Genomic DNA, 23,397 nt, shown 5'->3' with positions numbered 1-23,397 from the left:
CTTCACTCTTTCTTTCCTATCACTTCCATTTTAACCGAAAAACCGCAGAAAAAGCGCCAGACTAGGCGCTTTTTTCTTTATTTTTTCTTTGGAACTACCTGACAAACGGAGAAACGCTCCTCTTCGATGACTTCTGATGCAAGAGTTTGCACATCACTCAACGTGATTTTTTCCATTGTTGGTACTACATCAAATAAATTCATATCATTAAATGCATAACGAGTAAATTGGTTTGCAATATATTCTGGTGAATTAATAGCCCTAAGGAATGCACCAATTTTTTTCTTTTTTGCTCTTTCCAATTGATCTTCTGTAAAAGTAGATCCCAATACATTAAAAAATATCTTTTTGATTCTATCTGCTAATTGATCAGGTTCTCCCGTATCTCCACCAACCATGGCAAAGCCAAAGCCCTGCTCCTGTGTATAGTCGTAAGAAAATGTCTCATCAATCAGACCTTCGCTATAAAGTTGATTATAATTTTCGGAGCTTTTACTAAATAGTAGGTCAAGAAGAACATTCATGGTGAGTTCATTTTTCAACATTTCCTCACCGGTTTGATCCACATGAAGGGCTTTGATACCTACCAAACATTTCGATGTTTGAACATTCATTTCCATAACCTGTTTCTTTTCTGCTGCTTGAACAGGTTCAGTATCAAATTTTCTTTTTATCTCTAGCTGATCTTTATACTCTTTCTTCGCCTGATTTTCCCTTACTTGATTCATGATTGCAGTTGGATCAACAGGCCCGACTATAAATAACAGCATGTTGCTTGGATGATAGAACGTATTATAGCATTCATAAAGCAAGTCTTTTGTAATAGGTGCGATTGATTCAATTGTTCCAGCTATATCAATTTTGACTGGATGGTTTTGATATAAGTTTTGGATTAAACCGAAATACAAACGCCAATCAGGATTGTCATCATACATGGTAATTTCTTGGCCAATAATACCTTTTTCCTTTTCAACTGTCTTTTCTGAGAAATATGGATCTTGAACAAAATCAACTAATGTTTCCAAATTTCTTTCTACATCTGCAGTACTTGAAAATAAATAGGCGGTGCGAGTAAAAGAAGTAAAAGCATTTGCAGAAGCACCCTGGCGGCTAAATTGCTGGAAAACATCGCCATCTTCTTTTTCAAAAAGCTTGTGCTCTAAAAAGTGAGCAATTCCATCTGGGACCTTTGTATATTCTTGCTTACCTAATGGAACAAAGTTATTGTCAATAGATCCATACTTAGTCGTAAATGTTGCAAACGTTTTATTGAATCCCTTTTTTGGAAGAATATAGACATTTAGGCCATTTGAAAGCTTTTCATGAAATAATTCTTCTTGAAGCTGGTCAAACGATAGTTTCTCCATTATTTGCCCGCCTCCATTCCAGTTAGAAAATAAATTGTATCCAATTCGATTTTTTCAGCTACTGCAGTAATTTCTTCTTTCGTTACTTTTTGCATTTCTGTTAGCCATGTATCTAATTTGATATCAACATGTGCAACAACATTATGATAGAGAACCTCAATCAAACCACGTGATGTATCAATCGTTTCAAGCATTTGATTTTGAATCACCGCTTTGGTTTGCTCTAACTCTGCATCTGTAAAATCACCTTTTTTCATGGCATCCATTTGTTCATGAATGATCCCAATAGCCTGATCGTAATTCTTTAAATCGATCCCCGACATAACCATCATTAACCCTTTATGACTCTCAAGGCGACTAGCAGCATAATAGGCAAGGCTTGCCTTTTCTCGAACGTTGATAAATAACTTCGAGTGCGAAAAACCTCCCAAAATGCCATTAAAGACTTGAAGTGCATAATAATCTTGATCACCATATTTTACATTTGTCCGGTATCCCATATTTAACTTTCCTTGTTTCACATCCTGCTGTTCTTTAACATCTTGGACTTTTTCTACCTTTATGTTTTCACTAGTGTCTTGTTTTTGCGGTGTGCGATCTGGAAATTGTAAAAGTCCTGATACAAGTTTTTTTACTTCCTCTTCTTTCACGGCACCAATAAAATAGAGGTCCATTTCGTCCTCTTGAAAGGCTTTTTGAAAATACGTATATAAACTTTCAGCTGTAATTGAATCAACTTCGTCTAACTCACCATTTACTTCAAGAGCATATGGCTCTCCTTTGCACATCTCCTGGATAAGGCGAAGATTTGAATAGCGCATTTTGTCATCAAAGACTGACTGAATTCGTTGTTTCAACGATCTTTTTTCTTTTTCGATGGTTTCCGGATCAAAGCCAGCACCAACAAGATTTGGTTTTGTTAAAGCTCCAGCTAAAAATTCAAATCCTTTTTGCAGCAATGGGCTTGGATCCATCAAAAACTTTTCATTCGCAATTTCAATCGAAAAACTCATTACATGATATTCACCTTTTTTGCCTAGATCAACAAAAAAAGTAGCTCCATATAATTCGTCTAAATAGGATCTTAGTGCAGTAGTTGTCGGGTACTTTTCTGAACTACTTTGTAAAACCTGGGGAAGCAAGGCTCTCTTTGTCACATTTTCCTTTGTTAATGGTGCTTTCATTTTCCAAACAATAGTATTCGTTTTATATTTATCTGTTTCAACAATATGGAGTTTATAGCCCTGCATTTCTATAACCTTTTCTGATAATTCTTCCATTACAATCCTCCTAAAATTGATGCGACAGTTTTATCACAATATGTATATCTTTTCCTGCTAAATAAAACCTATTCTTACTATAATTTGTCACATCTGAATAAACAAGTAAAAACCCAGCATTTTTGCTGGGTTTTGGTAAAAAGGAAATTATCTGCTTCCTTTTATATAATGAATGCCATCTGCCTTCGGTGCTTCAGCACGGCCGATAAATCCAGTTAAAGCGAGGATTGTTAAAACATAAGGTGCAATTAACAAATACACATCTGGAATAGTTTTTAATAATGGTAAGCTTGATCCAATAATACTGATACTCTGAGCAAAACCAAAGAATAAAGCTGCGCCCATTGCACCAATTGGATGCCATTTACCAAAAATCATAGCAGCGAGAGCCATAAAGCCTTGACCACTGATTGTTGAGTGGCTAAAGTTTGATGAAATAGATTCCGCATAAACTCCACCGCCAATTCCACCAAGAGCACCCGAAATAATTACGCCAAGATAACGCATTTTGGTAACATTGATACCCATTGTATCTGCTGCCATTGGATGTTCACCCACAGAACGAAGACGTAATCCAAATGGAGTTTTATAAATAATATACCAAGCTAAAATAGCAATCAGAATTGCGACAAATGATGTCCAATACGTATTTTGGAAAAATATTTTTCCGATAAATGGAATATCCTTTAAAATTGGAACATCAATTTTGCCAAAACTATTTTGAATAATATCGGTTTCACCTTTATTATAAATTAACTTAACAAGGAACAATGTTAAACCGGTTGCAAGTAAGTTTATCGCTACACCAGAAACTGTATGGTCAGCTCGGAATGTAATCGAAGCGACAGCGTGCAAAATCGAAAAGATTGCTCCCGCAACCATAGCAACTAATAGAGAAATCCATGGTGTCGCGCTTCCAAATGTGCTTGCAAACGTTAAGTTAAAGACAATAGCAGAGAAGGCACCAATGACCATTAAACCTTCAAGTCCAATGTTGACAACACCAGAACGTTCTGAGAAAACACCGCCTAAAGCAGTGAAGATAAGTGGAGCAGCCCATAACAACGTAGATGGAATGATAATAGTTAAAATTTGCATGAAGCTCACTTACTTCACCTCCTTCTTACTGAATCGATCAAGTACTATTCTTATGATATAACTTGAAGCAACAAAGAATACAATCAAGGCAATGATAATATCAACTAGCTCTTTTGGTACTCCCGCTTCAAGTGGCATAGATAAAGCACCAATTTTTAAAGATCCGAATAAAGCTGCAGCAAAAAATACTCCGAGGGCTGTGTTGCCACCTAATAAAGCGACAGCGATACCGGTAAATCCAACTCCCGAAAAACCACCCTGTACTGCCATATAGCCGAATGTTCCTAATCCTTCCATAGCACCTGCGATTCCAGCAAAACATCCGGAAATAACCATGGAAAGTATAATATTTTGATTCACACTCATTCCAGCATAATGTGCTGCATCTTGGTTAAAACCAACAGCACGCAATTCAAATCCTCTCGTAGTTTTTTCCAATAAGAACCACATAACGAAACATGCAATAATTGCTACTATTATTCCCCAATGCATAGTAGAGTGGGTTGTAAAGGTTTGCATCCATTCTGAACGCAATGAAGCAGATTCGCGGATCATAGCCGTTTTAGAGGAACCTGTATTTAATTTATTGTTAATGATGTAATTGACAGTGTGTAAAGCAATATAGTTCATCATGATTGTGACAATTACTTCATGAACGCGGAATCGTGCTTTTAACAAGCCTGGAACGAAAGCCCATAATCCGCCAGCAACCATTGCTGCTAAGATAGCAAGTGGTAAATGAATAACTTTTGGTAAATCAAAAGCAATCCCGACCCATACAGCTGCAAGCCATCCTACGATAAATTGGCCTTCTACTCCGATGTTAAACAATCCCACACGGAATGCAAAAGCTACAGCTAGACCTGCTAGAATATATGGTGTTACTTGTCTAATTACTTCCCCAGTATAATAGACATCACCAAAAGCACCATTCCATAATGCTGCGTAGGCTGCTACTGGATTATAACCACTTACTAACATGATAATGGTTCCAACAACTATCCCTAATATAACAGCAATAAGAGGCGTTAATAAATCGCGTAGGCGTTTAGACATGTGTTACTTCCCCCGCTTCTTTTCGATTCGAGCCGGCCATCAGTAGCCCTAATTCTTGCTCAGTTGTTTCTTTAGGATCAACAACCGCTACAATTTTCCCCTCATAAATAACAGCAATCCGATCACTTACATTCATGATTTCATCTAGTTCAAATGATATGAGTAATACTGCTTTGCCATTATCACGTTGTTCAATCAACCGTTTATGAATAAACTCGATTGCTCCAACATCTAAACCACGGGTCGGTTGTGCAGCAATAAGCAAGTCTGGATTGCGGTCAACCTCACGTCCTATAATTGCCTTTTGTTGATTTCCTCCAGATAATGCACGTGCTAATGCGAATTCACTTGGAGTACGAACATCGAATTCAGTAATTAATTTTTTGGCTTTCGCATAAATTTCTTTGAAATTTAAGATTCCATTCTTGGAGAACGGTTTTTTATAATACGTTTGCAAAACCATATTCTCTGCAATTGGATAATTTAATACTAGCCCATGCTTATGTCGATCTTGTGGGATATGAGCAACTCCGGATTCAGTAATTTTTCGCGGACTATAGCCAAACAATTCTTTGTTATTAACTTTAATACTTCCATTTTCCGACTTTCGTAAACCCGTTATGGCTTCTATTAATTCTGTTTGACCATTCCCATCAACACCAGCGATTCCTACAATCTCACCAGCTCGCACGGACAAACTTAGTTTATTAACAACAGTAATTCCTCTGGTATCCTTTACAACTAAATCTTTTACCAGAAGGACGTCTTGCTTAGGATTAGATTTGATTTTTTCTGTTTTAAAGACAACCTCACGTCCGACCATCAGATTGGCAAGTTCATTGGGATTGGTCTCACTAACATTGACTGTTCCAATTCCTTTTCCTTTACGAATAACCGTACAGCGATCGGCAACCTCCATAATTTCTTTTAATTTATGAGTAATTAAGATTATAGATTTGCCTTCTTTAATAAGTGTCTTCATAATATTGATTAGTTCTTTAATTTCTTGTGGTGTAAGTACTGCGGTAGGCTCATCAAAAATTAATATTTCAGCCCCCCGGTACAAGGTTTTTAAAATCTCAACCCTTTGTTGCATACCGACACTAATATCCGATATCTTTGCTTGAGGGTCTACGGATAACCCATATCGTTCTGAAATTTCACGAACTTCTTTTTCAGCCTTTTTTAAATTTATTCTCCCAGCAGTTGTAATTTCTTTACCTAAGATGATATTTTCTGTAACTGTAAATTTATCAACAAGCATAAAATGCTGGTGAACCATTCCGATTCCTAGATCATTCGCAATGTTTGGATTCGATATTTTTACAGATTTTCCATTTACACGAATTTCACCTTGTTCTGGCTGGTATAATCCAAAAAGAACGTTCATCAATGTAGTTTTTCCTGCACCGTTTTCACCAAGTAGGGCGTGAATTTCGCCTTTTTTTAATTGGAGAGTAATATTATCATTTGCTACAAAATTGCCAAATTCTTTACGGATATTAAGCATTTCTATAACATATTCCATTCATTTTCACTTCCTTTTATACGGTTTAAAAAATTTATAAATGAGTAGTAAGAGGTCAGACCTTATTTTTTTTAAAAAAAATAGGGAATTCTTCCCTCAGAAAGCCCTAAGTGAAAAGTAGAAGTAAAGTTCTACACTTCAATTAAGGTTTTCATTAAAACCATTGGCAAGCACTTTGACAACTATTGGCGCTCGAGCCGGATTTTTTAAAAAATAAGCGGGCCGGTTAATAAACCCGCTTATTACTATATTTATTATTGTGCTTTAAACGTTTTTAATTCCTCAAGAGTTGCAGGAACTTTTACTGAACCAGATTTAATTTTATCTGTCCATTCTTTTACAGCCTTATCAATTGCATCTTTGCTTGAAGCATTACTGTTAACAGGTGCTAGACCCACACCATCTTCAGCTAAACCGTAAATAGTTGTTTTTCCACCAGGGAAGTTACCATCTTTAGATTTTGTAGAAATGTCTTTAACAGCAAGATCTACACGTTTCATTGCAGATGTTAGAACTACATCAGGACCCATAAAGCTTTGGTCTTGGTCTACACCAACAGCCCATATTTCACGCGATGGATCTTTTTTCTTTAAGTCAGTTGCTTCTTTAAATAGACCATTTCCAGTTGCACCAGCAGCATGGAATACTACGTCATCACCAGAAGAATACATTTTAGAAGCAATTGTTTGACCAAGTTCTGCTTTATCAAATGCGCCTGAATATTGAACATCAACTTTTGCTTCTGGCTTAGCAGCTTGAACACCAGCTAAGAACCCAGCTTCAAATCGTTCGATAACAGGAATTTTCATACCACCGATAAAACCAATTTTGTTCGTTTTTGTTTGAAGAGCTGATGCTACGCCTGCAAGGAAGGCAGCTTCTTGCTCTTTAAATAGAACGCTAGCAACATTTGGCTCTTTTACTTCGTCATCAATGATAGCAAATTTTTTGTCTGTTTGTTGTTTTGCAATTTCATCCACTGCATTATGCATTAAGAAACCAATTCCGAAGACTAAGTCATACCCTTGACGTGATAGTGTATTTAAGTTTGTTGAATAATCAGCATCTGAAGTAGATTGTAGGTAATCGAAACCGTCTTTGCCTTTTGTTAAGTTGTTTTCTTTACCATAGTCTTGAAGGCCTTTCCAAGCGGATTGATTGAATGATTTGTCATCCACACCGCCAACATCAGTAACCATCGAAACTTTGTAAGCTTTTACTTTATTTCCACCTTTTGAGGTGTCGGTGTTGTTGTCAGTTGTTTTTCCGCAAGCTCCTAGAAGTGTACCAGCAGCAAGTACGAGTGACAGCGCCAATCCAAGTTTACGCTTTTTCAAGATAGGTGTACCCCCTAAAGAATTTTGTTTGATTTAGTAGAAACAATCATGTTTTATTTCGTTTCTTGAACAAATAAGTTAAATTCTTTTTCGCAAAACGCGAAAACTAAACTTATCTGCTTTAAAATAGTTTACCGAATATAGAATAGGTTCATCCGATTCATCGAAATGCATTTGCTTTAACACAAGTAATGCGGTTTCCGGTTCACACTCTAGGATTGGAGAAATCTTCTCATGATATCCGATTGGCTCAATTTGAGCAACTGCATATGTAATTTTCCGGTTTGATACCTCTTCCAAAATGTTAAATAGTGATTCATCATTATAGGAAAATGTTTCCGGTAATATATGTTCGGGTACCTTGTCAATACAATAGACAACCGGCTCCCCATTTGCAGTTCTAACCCTCTCAATCACGACAATATTCTCATCAGAAGAGCATGTGAAGCGACGAATATCTTCCTCGGTAGGTCCTTCTGCTGACGAGCGTAAGAAAATGGTCCCTGGAGTCATCCCTGCCAGATTAATCATATTCGTGACACTGTTTAGTTGCTCGATTCCCGAAGTAAATAATGGCTTTGAACTTACGAATGTACCAACACCATGGCGCCGGATAATTACGTTTTCCTCTTCTAGAATACGCAATGCTTCCCTAAGTGTAGCCCTGCTTACCCCTAAGTGCTTGGCAAGATCGAATTCAGAAGGTAATTTTTCTTTTTCTTTATACACTCCTTTTTCAATATCTTGCTTCAGACGATCGATAACTTGTAAATACAAATGCCGGTTATCTGACTTAATTGACATGCATGTTCCCCCAGCCTTTTTCCTAAGACATCAGACATCTGATGTATTATCATTCCTACTAATCGAAAATACTATAACACTTTTAACGAGATAAATAAATAGCTTTTTCTTGATTTCGCATAAAAATACTTGTTGCAAAAAGTAATTAAAACCATTTTTGCGAAAACTTTAAAGTCTATAATTACCAGTATTTGAAAGCGCTTCTTATAAAAATATTTATAAACTATTTTTTCCTATCACCCCCAAAACATATAAGAATAACCACCGTTGTAGTAAGCGTTTTCAATAGTATAACACTTTTCATAGCCTTTTTTTCAAAACTATAGCCGGGATATCCCGGCTATTTATAATATATGTTACTTTCTTCCTATCTACTATTATTTATCAAAAAATTAACGATTTTTTTGCTATTTTTATGAGCTTGCTTCTTCTTTTGGATTTGTTATTAAAACAGCTCTGGGTTTACTTCCTTCATATGGTCCTACTACACCTCTAGCCTCCATTTCATCTATAAGGCGAGCAGCTCTCGTATAACCAATTCGGAATCTTCGCTGCAACATTGAAACAGATGCTGTTTGCATTTCTATAATTAAGCTAACTGCATCATCATATACATCATCATCAACAGCACCCTTAACTACAGGAAGATCATCAGGGATCATTTCTTCCTGATATTGTGCCTTTTGCTGTCCTATAACAAAATTAACGGTATCCTCTACCTCTTCATCTGATAAAAATGTTCCTTGAACTCTGACTGGTTTTGATGCGCCAACAGGAAGAAACAGCATGTCTCCTCTTCCAAGTAACTTCTCTGCACCACCCATATCAAGAATCGTCCTTGAATCAGTTGAACTGGAAACGGCGAATGCAATCCTTGAAGGGATATTCGCTTTTATAACGCCTGTTATAACATCAACAGATGGGCGCTGAGTAGCAATAATTAAATGGATACCTGCAGCACGGGCCATCTGAGCAAGCCTTGTGATAGAATCTTCAACTTCTGAAGATGCCACCATCATTAAATCTGCTAATTCATCAACAATAACCACAATAAATGGCAACAATGGCTGATTTTCATTTTCTTCGATATTATGACGCTTGACATATTCGTTGTATCCTTCAATATTTCGCGTTCCCGTGTAGGAAAACAATTCATAGCGCCGTTCCATTTCACTAACTACCTTTTGTAAGGCTTGTGCAGCTTTTTTCGGATTCGTCACAACAGGAGCAAGTAAATGTGGTATTCCGTTATAGACATTTAATTCAACCATCTTAGGGTCTATCATCATTAATTTTACTTCATGTGGTTTAGCTCTCATTAAAATACTAATGATGATGCCATTTATACAGACACTTTTTCCGCTTCCTGTTGCTCCAGCAACGAGAAGATGGGGCATTTTATTTAATTCAGCAAGGACCGAATCACCAGTAATATCGCGGCCTAGTCCAATTTGAAGCTTTGATTCAGGTTTTTCATTTTGCGTTGCTTCTAATACCTCCCTAAGGGAAACCATTGCTACTTCTGAATTTGGTACTTCAATTCCAATAGCTGACTTTCCTGGAATAGGGGCTTCCATTCTAATATCTTTTGCAGCGAGTGCTAATGCCAAATCATCGCTTAAACTAACAATTTTACTTACCTTAACTCCCACATCTGGGTGGACTTCATACTTTGTAACTGCTGGTCCTAGGTGAACCTGGGTCACTCTTGCTTTCACGCCGAAACTTAAGAAAGTTCGCTCTAGTTTTGCTGCATTTGCATGGATTAATTCATATTCTCCACTTTGATCTGTTTTCTTTGGAAGCTTTAGCAATTTGAGTGGTGGTAATTCGTATGACGCGTTTTCAATTTCTGTGAATGTAATAGGCGGGGTGAAATCATCTTCCACACCATTAGAGTTATCACTTTGTTGTTCTTCTTTGTCTTCTTTCCCCTCAGGAACTTCCTCGGAATAGGCTCTATCTGCAAAGCTAGAAATAATCGGTTCTGGTGTAACAAGTTCTTCTGGCTCGACTTGATCCTGATTGGATCCTTTTGAAGGCTTCGTTCTCGTTTTTCTTGGTGTTTGTTCAGATTGTTGATTTTTTCTTTCTTCTTTTCTTTCCTGCTGCTTTTGTTTCCATTCAAACATGTCTTCCTTAAAAGCATCCAATTGATCTTTTGAAAAGCCGAAAATGGACGTAATTATTTTCCCAGTAAAATCACCGAATGATCTACCAGTGATCAAAATAGATCCAATTAAAATAAAAACAAATGCAATTATTTTTGTACCCGTTTCTGCAAAGAGATAGTAAAATAGCGCAAAGAGAACAGCGCCAATCATTCCTCCCCCAAGATCCGTTGTGCTTGTTTGCCCTTTTATTTCCATCACAAAAAGTTCCCATGTGTTTTTAATAACACTTGGATCCTTAAATTTACCTCCATCTAAAAGGAGGTGAAAAAGGGTAATATGACTTAATAAAAGGATAGAGGAAATAATAAAATAAGTTCCGATTAATTTCGGATTAAATAAAAATGGAAGAGTTCTTTTCCACATTAAATAGGCACTGAGGATCACTAGACCAATTAGGGAGAGCATATACCATTCACCCATCCAAAATCGGAAGAATAAAACGATTGCTTTTCCAACTACACCTAATTTTGCGATTGAAATGACTGACAAAGACAATAGTGCTAGTGCAGTCAATTCATATTGAACCGTTTTTTTTAATTGATGATCCTTTTTTTTCGATTGTCTTCGTTTCTTCTTTGCCATATTATCACCTATAAAAATGTATGTAGTAGTGTGGTACTGTTTAGCTTAAACGTTTTCCTGGTTTTTTTCCAAATATAAGCTTCTGTAAATAGCCTCGTAGCAGAGATAGATATAGCAACTCATGGGTCGTCTTCCACTTTACCTTACTAAAGGAAGAAAGCAGCCTTTGATGGCTGCTCTTGTCTACTTACCCTTATTATACCATAAGACATTACTAGAACGAGGACAAACCCTCACTATTAAATAAAGAAATTTTTGTTCCTGGATAATACCTTTCATCCAAAAAATGCTGGGGATCACTGCTTAATACTCGTAGTACCTCAATTGTTTGATTATCCGCAAGTTCAACTAAGAGGGGAACGCCCTGATACACGATCGTTTGTTGTTTCTTATAGGTTTCTGTTTCATTTGGAAAAATAAGTTCATGTGGCATCATCGTGTACAAGATCATTGAATCAGCCCCTTACTCTGCTCCCTCTTAAGCTCTATCAACTCATTTAATTTTTTCATGGCTACTCCAACCCCGCCTACTTCATCTATTAAACCGGATTTAACAGCATCCACCCCTACCACATTTGTACCGATATCCCGAGTTAGATTTCCTTTTGCAAACATCAACTCTTTAAAGGTTTCCTCCTCAATATGGGAATGCTTCGTTACAAAGTTAATTACTCTCTCCTGCATTTTGTCCAAATATTCAAAGGTTTGCGGAACGCTTATAACGAGACCTGTCAAACGAATCGGATGAATCGTCATTGTCGCTGTTTCTGTAATAAATGAATAATTGGTGGCAACTGCAATTGGCACTCCAATTGAATGGCCACCCCCTAAAACAATTGATACAGTTGGTTTTGATAGTGTTGCTAGCATTTCAGAAATAGCAAGTCCTGCTTCTACATCCCCACCAACAGTATTTAATATGATTAATACTCCTTCTATCTTTGGATTTTGTTCAATAGCTACTAGTTGTGGAATAATGTGTTCATATTTTGTTGTTTTATTTTGGGGTGGTAATGTCATATGCCCTTCAATTTGACCAATAATTGTTAAGCAATGAATATTTGAATCTGTTGAGAGCTGTGGAACATTGGTCTGTCCAAGTTGCTGAATCTTTTCCATTAAAGATGAACCGGGCTTATCGTCCTTTTGCGGCTCCTGCTCTTCTTGGTTTTTGGATTTATTTTGATTGAATATATCCATCTATTTGTTCTCCCTTCAGATATAATATTTTTAGTATTCTCCAGTCAAATAATTTCATCCTTAAAAACAGAAAAGGTATAGGGATTCCCTCAAAGTAATTAATTTGATGTTATAGACTCTTTTCGCATAAATGGTTGTTTTGAGACCATTACTTTGTCCGTTGATTTCCGCTCCGGGCACTTGCTTTCCGCGGGGAGGGATGGGAGCCTCCTCGGCGTACCGCCTGTGGGGTCTCCCATTCCCTCTTTTCCCGCAGGAGTCAAGTGCCCTCCGCTCCAATCAACTCAGGTAGATAAAGTAGAAAAATCTGAAACATCCTTTATATATTGCTCTGTTAAACTTCATTGTTGTTTTTCATTATGATAGAGATCAGGACATTTAGAAAAGGCTCTATGTGTTGATATTTGAATAAAACGAACTGTTGCTCTAAAATGAATATATAAATAAGGGAAAAAAATAAGTGATTTCGAGTGGCGTTAACAGACATTATTGTTTAACAGTGCCATTTTTAAAGTAGTAATAACTGCAATCATTACTCGAGTAATCCGAGAAACCAACGAAAATAAAATAAGCGGAGTTTTTTCGGTTAAATGCAGAATGGAGCTCGTTTCGGGGCGTATAATCGGAGTTTTTCCGGTTACGCAATGCAAAGTCCCCCATTTTTGCGGTTTTTGAGTTAATAGGCGGAAACTCTCCGTCAATTTATGCTATTTTTAACCCAATTTACTAATTAATAGGAATTTTTCCGTCTATTAAGAATTCGGACAGGTATCAAATATCAACATTTACCTTTAACAGACATCCATGCAAAATTTTTGGCACATCTATGAATGAAATAATAGTTATCCACAGTTATTTTAGGGTAGAGCCTATATATTAAAAAGAACAGATATTCTCTGTCTTGGAAGATTAAGATCTATTCGCAACTGCTAACCTACTACGATTCCACTAGACGGTTTAATACTATTCTTACCAAAAATAACAAAAGGCATCGAGAGTGCTCGCTCTCAATGCCTTTTGCCGACAATCTGAGGTATAGGGTTTCCACTATACCTCAGATTGTCATATTTACACTTCCATAATAATTGGAAGGATCATTGGCCTTCTTTTTGTTTTTTCATAGAGATAGCGGTTCAATTCGTCCCGCACACCTTGTTTTAAGCTTGCCCAATCAAAGGTTTCCTTTGAAGTGTATCTTTCCACAATTTCTCTAACCAATTTAGTTGAATCTTCCATTAGCTTTTCCGATTCACGAACATACACAAATCCTCTTGAAATGATTTCAGGACCTGATACTATTTTCTTCTCATGTCTCGATAAAGTAACTACCACAATTAAGATTCCATCCTGTGATAAAAGACGACGATCACGAAGAACGATATTTCCAACGTCTCCCACGCCAATTCCATCAATCAAGATATTACCTGAAGGAATTTTACCACCAAGGCTCATCTTCCCATCTTTCAATTCCATGACTTCTCCTCGATCAAGGATATTAATTTGATCTCTCGAGAGTCCACATTCTTTTGCCACATTTGCATGGGCCTTTAGCATCCGATATTCGCCATGAACAGGAATGAAAAATTTAGGTCTCATTAAATTAATCATAAGCTTCAATTCTTCTTGACTACCGTGGCTTGAAGTATGAATAGTACGATTTCCAGAAAATACATTGGCACCCACTTTAAACAGCATATCAGCCGTTTTGGAAAGGAATAATTCTCTTCCTCTTAATTGCGATGATGAAGCAATTAATACAGTGTCACCAGATTGGATATTTATCTGTTTATGAATTTGTTTAGCCATTTTTTGCAAGGCTTCAATTGGTTCACCTTGGCTTCCCGTCATCAGAACAACAATTTCACGATCCTGATATTTCTTGATTTCAGAAATAGGGATGATTATATCATCATCAACACCCAAGTAACCTAAATCAAGGGCAATATGATAAATCGTTTCAAGGCTTTTACCAACTACTGCCACTTTGCGATTGTTTTCTTTTGCAGCATCAAAAACATGTTGAATTCTGTTAATATCGGAAGCAAAGCATGCGGCAAAAACTCTTCCAGATGCATTATAAAAAGCATTTGACATTTCTCTAGCTACAATCGCTTCAGATGTTGTGTACCCAGGTCTTTCTGCTTCTGTGCTATCAGAAAGCAAGCACAGTACTCCTTTATCTCCGATACTAGCCATTTTCCCAATTTCTGGTTTATATAAGTCTGTTGCAGCTTGATCAAATTTAAAGTCACCAGTATAGACTATGGCACCTTCAGACGTTTGAATACAAACTCCTACAGAATCAGGAATATTGTGGTTCGTCTTAAAAAAGCTAATCTCTACAGACTCCATATCGATCGTTGAATCTGAGTTTATTTCGATAAAATTAGTAGGACCCTTATATTCTTGTTCCTTAAGCATAGCATTTGTGAGCGCTAGTGTTAGGCGTGTTCCGTAAACAGGGACTTCCATTTGACGTAAAACATAGGAAAGGGCGCCGATATGGTCCTCATGACCATGGGTAAGAAATACGGCTTTTACTCTGTCCTTATTCTCTGTTAAATAGGAAATATCAGGAATTACTATATCAATGCCAAGCATTTCATTTTCGGGAAACATTAATCCCGCATCAATAATAAAAATATCTTTGTCCACTTCGACAAGATACATATTTTTCCCAATTTCCCCAACACCACCTAAAGCCATAAGCTTGATGGATTGATTCTGTCTCTTTCTCAATTTCAGTGAAACCTCCTATGTTGATGTTAGGCCGACCATAGATCAGTTATGCTTATTATACTTGAAATTTTAAATTTATAACAACCAAATTTAATTAAATAGTTTATTCAACACCAAAAGCAAAGAAAAAACCAATCGAAATTCCTTCGATTGGCTTCTTGTGTTACTTACTTTTGTTTTAAAAGTTGGCTTAGCGTAGTCCGTTCTTGTTCTGTTAATGGGACAAGTGGTAACCGGACAGATCCGACATCTAATCCTGTAAGCTGCAGTGCTGTTTTTACAGGGGTAGGATTTGGTGCGGTAAATAAGCCTTGCATAATTGGCAAAAGCAACTGATGCATCTTCGCAGCTTTCTCATTTTCACCATTCAAAAAGGCCTGAACCATTTCTTGTAACTCTTTCCCAATAACATGTGAAGCAACAGAGATTATTCCAATTCCACCGATTGAAAGGACAGGGATTGTTAATCCATCATCACCACTGTATAATTCAAAATCATCATCAGTGTTAGCAATGATCTTTGTCATCGCATTTAAGTCCCCACTCGCTTCCTTAACGGCAACGATATTTGAAATTTTGGAAAGGCGAATAATCGTGTCTGGAAGAATATTTACAACCGATCTTCCTGGAATATTATAGAGCATTACCGGAAGGGATGTACATTCAGCGATAGCCTTGAAGTGCTGGAAAAGTCCTTCTTGATTTGGTTTATTGTAGTATGGTGCTACAACCATGATCGCATCTACACCAAGATTTTCAGCTTTCTTTGTCAATTCAATTGTTGCATAAGTATCGTTGCTACCCGTTCCAGCAATTACCGGTATTCGTTTATTTACTACTTTCACCACATGTTCAAATAAAGCTAATTTTTCTTCCTTAGATAATGTTGGTGACTCTCCCGTTGTGCCTGCTACAACAAGTGATTCTGTTCCATTCTCAATTAAATAATTAACAAGTTGAGTTGTTTTATCAAAATCAATATGCCCATTCTTATCAAATGGAGTCACCATTGCGGTTGATACCCGTCCAAAATAAACCATTTAAGATACTCCTTCCATCTTTAACACTGCGAAGTAATTTTTAATGTAAATTACTTCGCGTATATTCGATTGAATCTTCTTCTAATTGAAATGCATCATGGAGTGCATTTACAGATTTGACAAGATCATCCTGCTTCACAAGTACCCAGATTGTTGTGTGGCTATCAGCGGATTGTAAAATCCGGATCCCTGTTTCAGATAATGCCGTTACAATTTTAGATGTGACTCCAGGAACACCTGCAATACCTGCTCCAACAACCGAGACCTTGGCGCAATTTCTTTCAACCACTGGTTCATGGCCAAGGTTATGCAATACCTCAATTGCCCTGTCTGTCATTTCATCTGTTACAGTATAGACCACACCGTTCGGGGATATATTGATGAAGTCAACACTAATTTTTTCATTTGCCATCGCTTTAAAAACTTCTGCCTGTAAATAGTATTCACCTTTTTTAGCAAAAACCTTAATCTGGGTTATATTTGAAACATGGGCAATCCCGGTTACAACTCGTTCTTTGATGTCACTTCCACGATTTTCCTTATTGATTGTTGTTACAAGTGTTCCCAAATTATCTGTGTAGGTTGAGCGAATCCGAATCGGCACCTTCGCCTGCATCGCAATTTCGACTGCACGAGGATGAATGACTTTTGCCCCTTGATATGCAAGATTACACACTTCTGTATATGTGACAACAGAAAGCGGACGAGCGTTTTCCGCAATTCGAGGATCTGCGGTCATAATTCCTTCCACATCTGTAAAAATATCAATCCATTCAGCATTCAGTGCTGCCCCTAAGGCTGCTGCAGATGTATCGCTGCCGCCACGACCAATCGTGGTAATATCACCGTTTTTCGCAGCCCCTTGAAATCCTGCTACAACAACGACATCGACATTCTCCAGTTCTCTTAAAAGTCTGTCACATTTCACCTCAATGATTTTAGCATTGGTATGATCATTATTTGTTCTAAATCCCGCTTGTGCTCCAGTTAATGCCGTAGCCTTTATACCATTTTCCAATAACATATTTGTAAAAACTATACTGGAAATAGTCTCCCCGCAAGCGAGCAACGAATCATGTTCGCGCCTAGAAATTTTACTTAGATTTCCACCAACTAAAGAAAGGAGTGTATCAGTTGCATAGGGGTCACCTTTTCGCCCCATCGCCGAGACTACTACAACCACTTTATACCCTTCTGACAATGCATTTTCAATATGACGCTTAGCATGTTTTCTACTTTTCTCATCCTTGACAGAGGTTCCACCAAATTTTTGAACAATTATTTTCATGTGTCATTCAAACCTGCCTTTTTGACTATTCGTTAGTACTTACAATCCCTAATCTGATTAAGCTTTCAGCAATTTGCACAGAATTCCATGCAGCACCTTTAAGCAAGTTGTCAGAAACAACCCACATATGGAAGCCACGATCAGCATCAAGGTCTTTACGAATTCGTCCTACAAAAACTTCATTTAGGCCAACACAATTTGCTGGCATCGGATAAAGTTGATTTTCTGGATCATCCTGTAAAACAATGCCTGGTGCATCTTTTAACAATTCTTTCATATCACTAGCACTAACTCCATCATTATCAATTTCAAGATAAACAGATTCGGAGTGACCCACCGCAACAGGTAAGCGAACACAAGTTGCTGCAACCTGAAGCTCTGGTAAGTGCATAATTTTCTTCGTTTCATTGATCATTTTCATTTCTTCATAGGTAAATCCATTGTCTTGGAATTTATCGATTTGTGGGATTGCATTAAAAGCAATTTGATAATGCTTTTTGTCACCCTTTACAGGTAAGATTGCTGGATCATATTTTTCATCATTAATTATTGATTTTGTTTGTTCCTTTAATTCTTGAACGGCTGCAGCACCTGCACCAGAAACAGCTTGATACGTTGATACAAGGACTTTTTTCAAACCGAATTTTTGACGAATTGGCTCTAAAGCCACAACCATTTGAATGGTCGAGCAATTAGGGTTCGCAATGATTCCGTTATGATTGAAAAGATCTGCTTCATTTACTTCTGGAACAACTAATGGAATAGTAGGATCCATTCGAAAAGCACTCGTGTTGTCCACGACAATAGCTCCATGCTTAACAGCCTCTGGAGCAAGTTCTAGCGATACACTTCCACCTGCACTAAAAAGCGCGATATCCACACCTTCAAAGCTTTCAGGCTTTGCTTCTTGGATTGTATATTCTTGACCAGCTACCATAATTTTTTTTCCTGCAGACCGGGCTGAAGATAGTAAGGTTAATTTCTTAAAAGGAAAGCTCCGGTTTATTAAGGTTTGGATCATTTGTTGACCAACTGCGCCAGTTGCTCCAACAACAGCAACATGGAGTCCATTTTGTTGACTCATTTTTACTACCCCTTCCGATCATCTATTTTATTGTGTTTAGGCCATTCCAATTTGTAGAAGAAAATGGAATTCTATTAAAATATAGCTTTTATCAGCATTTAAATTTTAATATATCCTATGGCTTTAGTATGACACTCTCATCAGTGGGAGAACACCCACTGATGATAAAGTGATAATTCATTTTACCATAATCCTTCAAAGAAATAACCCTTTAACGGTTGAAAGGGATAAAATTAGTTATGATCAAGATATCTTTCAACAATAACCGGTTGAACTTGTTTTCCGCTTATTGCATTTTCAATTGTTTCGCAAGTCATCGACATTCTAGCCACCATTGAATTAGGTTTTTTAATTGGATCATCCTGCCCAAATGGAATAAAATAAATATTCTTCGTCGCCATAAGCCTCATTAAATTTACACCATTTAAACCCAATGCATCATTAGTAGATATCCCTAAAACGATAGGCTTCCCGTTTCTTAATGTTGCTTTTGCTGCCATTAAAACCGGAGAATCTGTCATAGCATTAGCAAATTTACTCATTGTGTTGCCTGTAATTGGAGAAATAACCATACAATCTAGGGGCATCTTTGGTCCTAACGGTTCTGCCTTGACGATGGAATCAATAACCTTATTGCCAGTTAAGTCTTCTATTTTTTTAATCCAGTCTTCCCCATTGCCAAAACGTGTATCGGTATTTTGGACTGTAAAGGTAACAACTGGAATAACTTCTGCACCAGCTTGAACCAGTTTTTCTATTTCTGGAAACACAGCATCATACGTACAATGTGAACCGGTTAATCCAAAGCCAATTCTCGTACCTTTTAAACTCATTCTACTTTCCCCTTTCGGATAATCAGGTCGTCTTGAAGTAGTTGCACCAATACATCTGCTAATATTTGACCAGCAGTTTTTGGAGCTACAATCCCTGGCAAACTCGGCGCAAGCAATGCTTTAATTCCACGTTTTTCTGCATAGCGAAAATCTGTGCCTCCTGGTTTTGAGGCAATATCAATAATGAGAGTGTGGGCAGGTAATTTTGAAATAACCGAGGCATTTACGATTAATTGTGGAACTGTATTGATTAAAATATCTGTATCCTTCACTTCTTTCCATAGATCGTTTAGATGAAAAGGAGTGACTCCCATCTCGGTAATTCTAGCAAGATGTTCCGTTTTTCTTGCTCCAACTTTTACTTTTGCTCCCAGTGAATGAAATGTCCTTACTAGGCTCATTCCACATCTACCTAAACCTAGAATAACAACATTCGCTCCATGAATCGTAAAATCAGTATGCTGAATGGCCATCATAAGTGTTCCTTCAACTGTTGGAATCGAATTATAAATTGCCACATCATCTCTTGAAAAAAGGAGAACAAGATTTCTTTTCGACTGTTTGGTAATTGCGTTTAAATATGCGTTTGATATACCCGAATAAATCGTGCAATGAGCGGGAGTTTTCGAAAGAATTTCCTCAGTTAAAACAACTTTTTCATTTGAGAAAATCGTTTCAACCTGTCCTTCCAAATTTGCTCCTGCTACTGGTAAAATAATGGCATCTATATTTGAAAAATCGACCTCATCCAATTTTTCCTTTACTGCACCAGTAAAGGCATGGTCAAGCTGCTCGAAACCAATTAACGATAGTCTGGCATCAAACTCTGTAAGCTTTCGGATAATTTCTAGCTGCCTTGCATCACCACCAATTACAGCTATCTGCATCCCTGTCAGCATGAAAACATTCACCTTCTCCATAAAAATTCCCAACAGATTAACATATATCTCTATCACTTCCACATCTTATGTAGGTAAGGGTCAATGGGTGAGTTTTCTATGTTAAAAGCCCATAATTTTATTAAAAGCCACTACGAATGAAAAGATCTCTTCAATGCAAAAAATCCTAAGCAATAGTGTCATTGCTTAGGATTTTTTTAAATTAACTATGATTGTTTCAACTAACATCATTGTCGGGAACATCAATAATAATCATATCTGCCCCAACTTTTTTAATATGTCGCCATGGCACCCTAATTTCATCCCCTTGTTTTCGAAGTCCAAACCATTTTAGGGTAGGAATCAAAAGCGCCTGTATTTGCCCAGTTCCTTCATTAATTTCAAGATCAGTCTGTCCGAGTACCCCAAGTCGTTCTGCCCTTTTTACATCTACAATTTCCTTGCCGCTCAATTCACTTAACCTCATCAATTGCCCGCCCCTTTCTCATCCTTTGTACTAGTTTATAAAACAAGCAGGAATTTAGACTAAAAATAGATGCCACAGTTGAAAGAAATAAGGACTGTTTATTTTAATGAGGGACTTCATTAACGATCACCCACCCATCCTAAAAGGCACAAAAAAATACCACAGTATCAAGAACTGTGGTAAAGAAAACTCGCCTAATCACCGCCCCTAAGGGCGGTGATTAGGCGTAGTTGCACTTATGCGCTAGCAGAATTTATGGATATAAATTCTGATTAGCTATAGAAACATTTTATTTTTTCATTAATCCTTTGGGAAGTTCTCCATTCGGACTTATCAATGAAACAGAATATTGATCATTAAAAATAAAATTAGCCATTTTATCAACACTTGGTTTGGAGACCTTATCGACCTGCTCGATTATCTCGTCAAGTGAGCGATGACGTTTTAGTAACAGCTCATTTTTCCCATTTCTGCTCATTCGACTATTTGTGCTTTCAAGGCTTAACATTAAACTGCCTTTTAATTGCTCTTTACTATTCGTAAGCTCTTTCTCTGTAATACCTTCTTGCTTTAGCTTTTCAAGGGTTTCTTGAATGGTTTCAAATAAGGTATCAAGCTGTTTTGCTCCTGTCCCTCCATAAATAGTAACAATTCCACTATCTTGATAAGCAGAATGGTAGGAGAAAATTGAATAAGCTAAACCTCTTTGCTCACGAACTTCCTGGAATAATCGGCTGCTCATACTGCCGCCTAAAATATTATTTAATAAAATCAAACTGTAAATATCTTCATGACCAACTTTTAAACCATCAAAACCGAGGCACAGGTGGGCTTGTTCAGTTTCTTTTTTCCGGGAGATTTGGTTGGTATGAAAAACAGGCTTGTTTTCAGCTGTCTCCCGTCTTGTACCCTCGTACGAGCCGAAATACTTTTCAACTTCCTTAATAAATGAATCAGTAATATTTCCAGCAATCGAAATAACAACATTTTCAGGAGTATATCTTTCTTTTATGTACTCTTTCAGCTTATCTCCATTAAATGTGAGTAACGTCTCTTCTGTTCCTAGGATTGGATATCCAAGCGGATGATCATTATAAATAGCCTTGCTTAACAGATCATGAACAATGTCATCTGGAGTATCTTCATACATTTTGATTTCTTCTAATACTACATTCTGCTCTTTTTTCAATTCTTCCTCAACAAATGTTGAATTAAAAAACATATCTGCTAATACATCCAATGCATATTGTGAATGCGTATCAAGGACTTTTGCATAATAGCAAGTATACTCTTTTGAGGTAAAAGCATTTACTTGTCCACCAATGCTATCGAAGGATTCGGCAATTTCTCTTGCTGTACGCGTTGTTGTCCCTTTAAAAAACATATGTTCTAAAAAATGGGAAATTCCGTTATTCACTGGGTTTTCATCTCTAGACCCAGTTCCAATCCAAACACCAATTGCAACAGACCGGACTGTAGGAATATTTTCTAGGACAATTCTTACTCCATTTTGACATGTATATTTCTTAATCATCGAAATCCTCCTGTTCTAAAACAACTGCTGCATTATTAAATAAATCAGTTTCGAAATCTAGTGTTAGTATTCCCTATATATCCTAATTTTTTTCACTCGTCATTTCAACTCTAGTTTCACTCATTAATTCAGAAACAGTTCCGATTTTTAAATTCTTCTTTTCTATCAACGTAATTAACCGATCAAGCGATTTTGCTGTTGAAGCTGTGGGATGCATTAAAATCATCGAGCCGTTACCGATTTTCCCCATTACTCGATTGATCAGTACTTCAGGTGTAGGCTTTTGCCAATCAACTGTATCAACTGTCCACATAACAGTTCCCATCTTCAATTCATCAGCTATCCTAATAGTTTCGTCATGGTAGCTTCCACTAGGCGGAGCAAACCATTTACATTTTTCTTGAGTAGTCGCTTCAATTACATCATTTGTTTTTATCATTTCTTCTCTCGCTCTGTTGGCGGAAATTCTTTTCATATCAGGATGTGAATAGGAATGATTACCTACTTCATGTCCAGCATCTACTATCATTTTTGCTAAATCCGGATTTTTCTTAACCCAATTTCCTTCTAAAAAGAAACTTGCAGTAATAGTATGTTTTTTAAGTGTTGCAAGCATTTCCGGCAAATATTCATTTCCCCACGCAACATTAATAATAAAGCTAACCATTGGTTTATCCTGATAGCCTCTATAGATTGGCGCGGGCGGTAAGTCTTGTAGATGTTTGTCGGGCTTTATTTGTTTCAGAACAAGCTTCTGCTTATTAAATTTGCCTTCTTTTTTCATATTATTATACGAGGCACTAACATCAACCTTAACGCCATTATATCCTGGAATTGCCTTCCAAACCTTATCTAAAATAGCATTTGAAGGCTTAATTTCATACTTTGATGCATTCCTCACTATTTCTTGATAGAGAGGATTTTCTTGTCTTGCCGTTGGAATAGATCCATTCTTTAATGAAGTAAGATATGCACTTACAAATGGATTATTAATAGAAATCCAAGCAGCCATAAAGAAAAGAACCACAATCCCAATCCTTTTCATTTACCTTCCCCCTTCCATCCAAAACTAAGAAAAGCACGAATAC

General features: G+C 37.1%; 19 protein-coding genes. All 19 read right to left on the bottom strand.

Annotated features, from left to right (window positions below):
* Positions 1–77: 77 nt before the first annotated feature.
* The 19 genes from yfmH to RCG20_RS18460 all read right to left on the bottom strand — a co-directional run bounded on the left by yfmH (position 78) and on the right by RCG20_RS18460 (position 23,354).
* Positions 78–1,367 (bottom strand): EF-P 5-aminopentanol modification-associated protein YfmH, encoded by a 1,290-nt coding sequence (gene yfmH / locus RCG20_RS18550; protein ID WP_308181611.1) that lies wholly within the window; start codon positions 1,365–1,367, stop codon positions 78–80.
* The gene (gene yfmF, locus RCG20_RS18545) at positions 1,367–2,647 is read right to left on the bottom strand and encodes an EF-P 5-aminopentanol modification-associated protein YfmF (RefSeq protein ID WP_308181610.1); all 1,281 of its coding nucleotides are present in this window, start codon (positions 2,645–2,647) and stop codon (positions 1,367–1,369) included. Before yfmF ends, yfmH begins: the two co-directional genes overlap by 1 nt.
* Before the next feature lie 147 nt (positions 2,648–2,794).
* The gene (locus tag RCG20_RS18540; protein ID WP_308181609.1) at positions 2,795–3,754 is read right to left on the bottom strand and encodes an ABC transporter permease; all 960 of its coding nucleotides are present in this window, start codon (positions 3,752–3,754) and stop codon (positions 2,795–2,797) included.
* Entirely contained in the window at positions 3,755–4,801 is a 1,047-nt protein-coding gene (locus RCG20_RS18535) for an ABC transporter permease (protein WP_308181608.1), read from the bottom strand. It abuts the gene before it with no gap.
* On the bottom strand, positions 4,794–6,329 hold the full coding sequence (locus tag RCG20_RS18530; RefSeq protein WP_308181607.1) for an ABC transporter ATP-binding protein: 1,536 nt from the start codon (positions 6,327–6,329) through the stop codon (positions 4,794–4,796). Before RCG20_RS18530 ends, RCG20_RS18535 begins: the two co-directional genes overlap by 8 nt.
* Before the next feature lie 254 nt (positions 6,330–6,583).
* Positions 6,584–7,666 (bottom strand): BMP family lipoprotein, encoded by a 1,083-nt coding sequence (locus RCG20_RS18525; protein WP_308181606.1) that lies wholly within the window; start codon positions 7,664–7,666, stop codon positions 6,584–6,586.
* 78 nt (positions 7,667–7,744) lie between these two features.
* Complete coding sequence (locus RCG20_RS18520; protein ID WP_308181605.1) at positions 7,745–8,470, bottom strand: GntR family transcriptional regulator; 726 nt, start codon at positions 8,468–8,470, stop codon at positions 7,745–7,747.
* A 413-nt stretch (positions 8,471–8,883) separates the two neighbouring features.
* Complete coding sequence (locus RCG20_RS18515) at positions 8,884–11,226, bottom strand: DNA translocase FtsK (protein ID WP_308181604.1); 2,343 nt, start codon at positions 11,224–11,226, stop codon at positions 8,884–8,886.
* Positions 11,227–11,440: 214 nt separating this feature from the next.
* The gene (locus RCG20_RS18510) at positions 11,441–11,677 is read right to left on the bottom strand and encodes a YlzJ-like family protein (protein WP_308181603.1); all 237 of its coding nucleotides are present in this window, start codon (positions 11,675–11,677) and stop codon (positions 11,441–11,443) included.
* Positions 11,674–12,426 (bottom strand): ClpP family protease, encoded by a 753-nt coding sequence (locus RCG20_RS18505; protein ID WP_308181602.1) that lies wholly within the window; start codon positions 12,424–12,426, stop codon positions 11,674–11,676. Before RCG20_RS18505 ends, RCG20_RS18510 begins: the two co-directional genes overlap by 4 nt.
* A 1,068-nt stretch (positions 12,427–13,494) precedes the next feature.
* Positions 13,495–15,165 carry a ribonuclease J gene (locus RCG20_RS18500; RefSeq protein WP_308181601.1) on the bottom strand — a complete coding sequence of 557 codons (1,671 nt, stop codon included), beginning with the start codon at positions 15,163–15,165 and terminating at the stop codon, positions 13,495–13,497.
* Between the two features lie 167 nt (positions 15,166–15,332).
* Complete coding sequence (gene dapA, locus RCG20_RS18495) at positions 15,333–16,205, bottom strand: 4-hydroxy-tetrahydrodipicolinate synthase (protein WP_308181600.1); 873 nt, start codon at positions 16,203–16,205, stop codon at positions 15,333–15,335.
* A gap of 40 nt (positions 16,206–16,245) precedes the next feature.
* Positions 16,246–17,493: an aspartate kinase gene (gene dapG / locus RCG20_RS18490; protein WP_308181599.1), complete on the bottom strand. Its 1,248-nt coding sequence runs from the start codon at positions 17,491–17,493 to the stop codon at positions 16,246–16,248.
* A 25-nt stretch (positions 17,494–17,518) separates the two neighbouring features.
* Positions 17,519–18,577 (bottom strand): aspartate-semialdehyde dehydrogenase, encoded by a 1,059-nt coding sequence (gene asd, locus RCG20_RS18485; RefSeq protein WP_308181598.1) that lies wholly within the window; start codon positions 18,575–18,577, stop codon positions 17,519–17,521.
* A gap of 233 nt (positions 18,578–18,810) precedes the next feature.
* A complete protein-coding gene (gene dpaB / locus RCG20_RS18480; RefSeq protein WP_308181597.1) occupies positions 18,811–19,410 on the bottom strand; it encodes a dipicolinate synthase subunit B in 600 nt (199 codons plus the stop codon).
* Positions 19,407–20,309, bottom strand: a complete 903-nt coding sequence (dpaA, locus tag RCG20_RS18475) for a dipicolinic acid synthetase subunit A (RefSeq protein WP_308181596.1) — start codon at positions 20,307–20,309, stop codon at positions 19,407–19,409. The genes dpaB and dpaA overlap by 4 nt, the downstream gene beginning before the upstream one ends.
* 217 nt (positions 20,310–20,526) lie before the next feature.
* A complete protein-coding gene (locus RCG20_RS18470) occupies positions 20,527–20,775 on the bottom strand; it encodes a YlmC/YmxH family sporulation protein (RefSeq protein ID WP_308184395.1) in 249 nt (82 codons plus the stop codon).
* A 289-nt stretch (positions 20,776–21,064) separates the two neighbouring features.
* Complete coding sequence (locus RCG20_RS18465; protein WP_308181595.1) at positions 21,065–22,309, bottom strand: M16 family metallopeptidase; 1,245 nt, start codon at positions 22,307–22,309, stop codon at positions 21,065–21,067.
* Positions 22,310–22,391: 82 nt separating this feature from the next.
* Positions 22,392–23,354: a polysaccharide deacetylase family protein gene (locus tag RCG20_RS18460; RefSeq protein WP_308181594.1), complete on the bottom strand. Its 963-nt coding sequence runs from the start codon at positions 23,352–23,354 to the stop codon at positions 22,392–22,394.
* Positions 23,355–23,397: the final 43 nt, after the last annotated feature.

It is taken from the genome of Neobacillus sp. PS3-40 (genome assembly GCF_030915485.1).
Classification (GTDB): domain Bacteria; phylum Bacillota; class Bacilli; order Bacillales; family Cytobacillaceae; genus JAUZPL01.
The sequence above is the reverse complement of the archived record's forward strand: the minus strand, read 5'-3'. Positions and strand labels throughout refer to the sequence as shown.

Excerpts from the sequence above, each read along its gene's own strand:
- dpaB (WP_308181597.1), bottom strand. The coding sequence starts at position 19,410 with ATGAGTTTAAAAGGTACGAGAATTGGCTTTGGATTAACCGGTTCACAT.
- RCG20_RS18465 (WP_308181595.1), bottom strand. The coding sequence starts at position 22,309 with ATGATTAAGAAATATACATGTCAAAATGGAGTAAGAATTGTCCTAGAA.
- dapA (WP_308181600.1), bottom strand. The coding sequence starts at position 16,205 with ATGGTTTATTTTGGACGGGTATCAACCGCAATGGTGACTCCATTTGAT.
- RCG20_RS18520 (WP_308181605.1), bottom strand. The coding sequence starts at position 8,470 with ATGTCAATTAAGTCAGATAACCGGCATTTGTATTTACAAGTTATCGAT.
- yfmH (WP_308181611.1), bottom strand. The coding sequence starts at position 1,367 with ATGGAGAAACTATCGTTTGACCAGCTTCAAGAAGAATTATTTCATGAA.
- dapG (WP_308181599.1), bottom strand. The coding sequence starts at position 17,493 with ATGAAAATAATTGTTCAAAAATTTGGTGGAACCTCTGTCAAGGATGAG.
- RCG20_RS18530 (WP_308181607.1), bottom strand. The coding sequence starts at position 6,329 with ATGGAATATGTTATAGAAATGCTTAATATCCGTAAAGAATTTGGCAAT.
- dpaA (WP_308181596.1), bottom strand. The coding sequence starts at position 20,309 with ATGCTGACAGGGATGCAGATAGCTGTAATTGGTGGTGATGCAAGGCAG.
- RCG20_RS18470 (WP_308184395.1), bottom strand. The coding sequence starts at position 20,775 with ATGAGGTTAAGTGAATTGAGCGGCAAGGAAATTGTAGATGTAAAAAGG.
- RCG20_RS18505 (WP_308181602.1), bottom strand. The coding sequence starts at position 12,426 with ATGGATATATTCAATCAAAATAAATCCAAAAACCAAGAAGAGCAGGAG.
- asd (WP_308181598.1), bottom strand. The coding sequence starts at position 18,577 with ATGAGTCAACAAAATGGACTCCATGTTGCTGTTGTTGGAGCAACTGGC.
- RCG20_RS18510 (WP_308181603.1), bottom strand. The coding sequence starts at position 11,677 with ATGATCTTGTACACGATGATGCCACATGAACTTATTTTTCCAAATGAA.
- yfmF (WP_308181610.1), bottom strand. The coding sequence starts at position 2,647 with ATGGAAGAATTATCAGAAAAGGTTATAGAAATGCAGGGCTATAAACTC.
- RCG20_RS18535 (WP_308181608.1), bottom strand. The coding sequence starts at position 4,801 with ATGTCTAAACGCCTACGCGATTTATTAACGCCTCTTATTGCTGTTATA.
- RCG20_RS18460 (WP_308181594.1), bottom strand. The coding sequence starts at position 23,354 with ATGAAAAGGATTGGGATTGTGGTTCTTTTCTTTATGGCTGCTTGGATT.
- RCG20_RS18515 (WP_308181604.1), bottom strand. The coding sequence starts at position 11,226 with ATGGCAAAGAAGAAACGAAGACAATCGAAAAAAAAGGATCATCAATTA.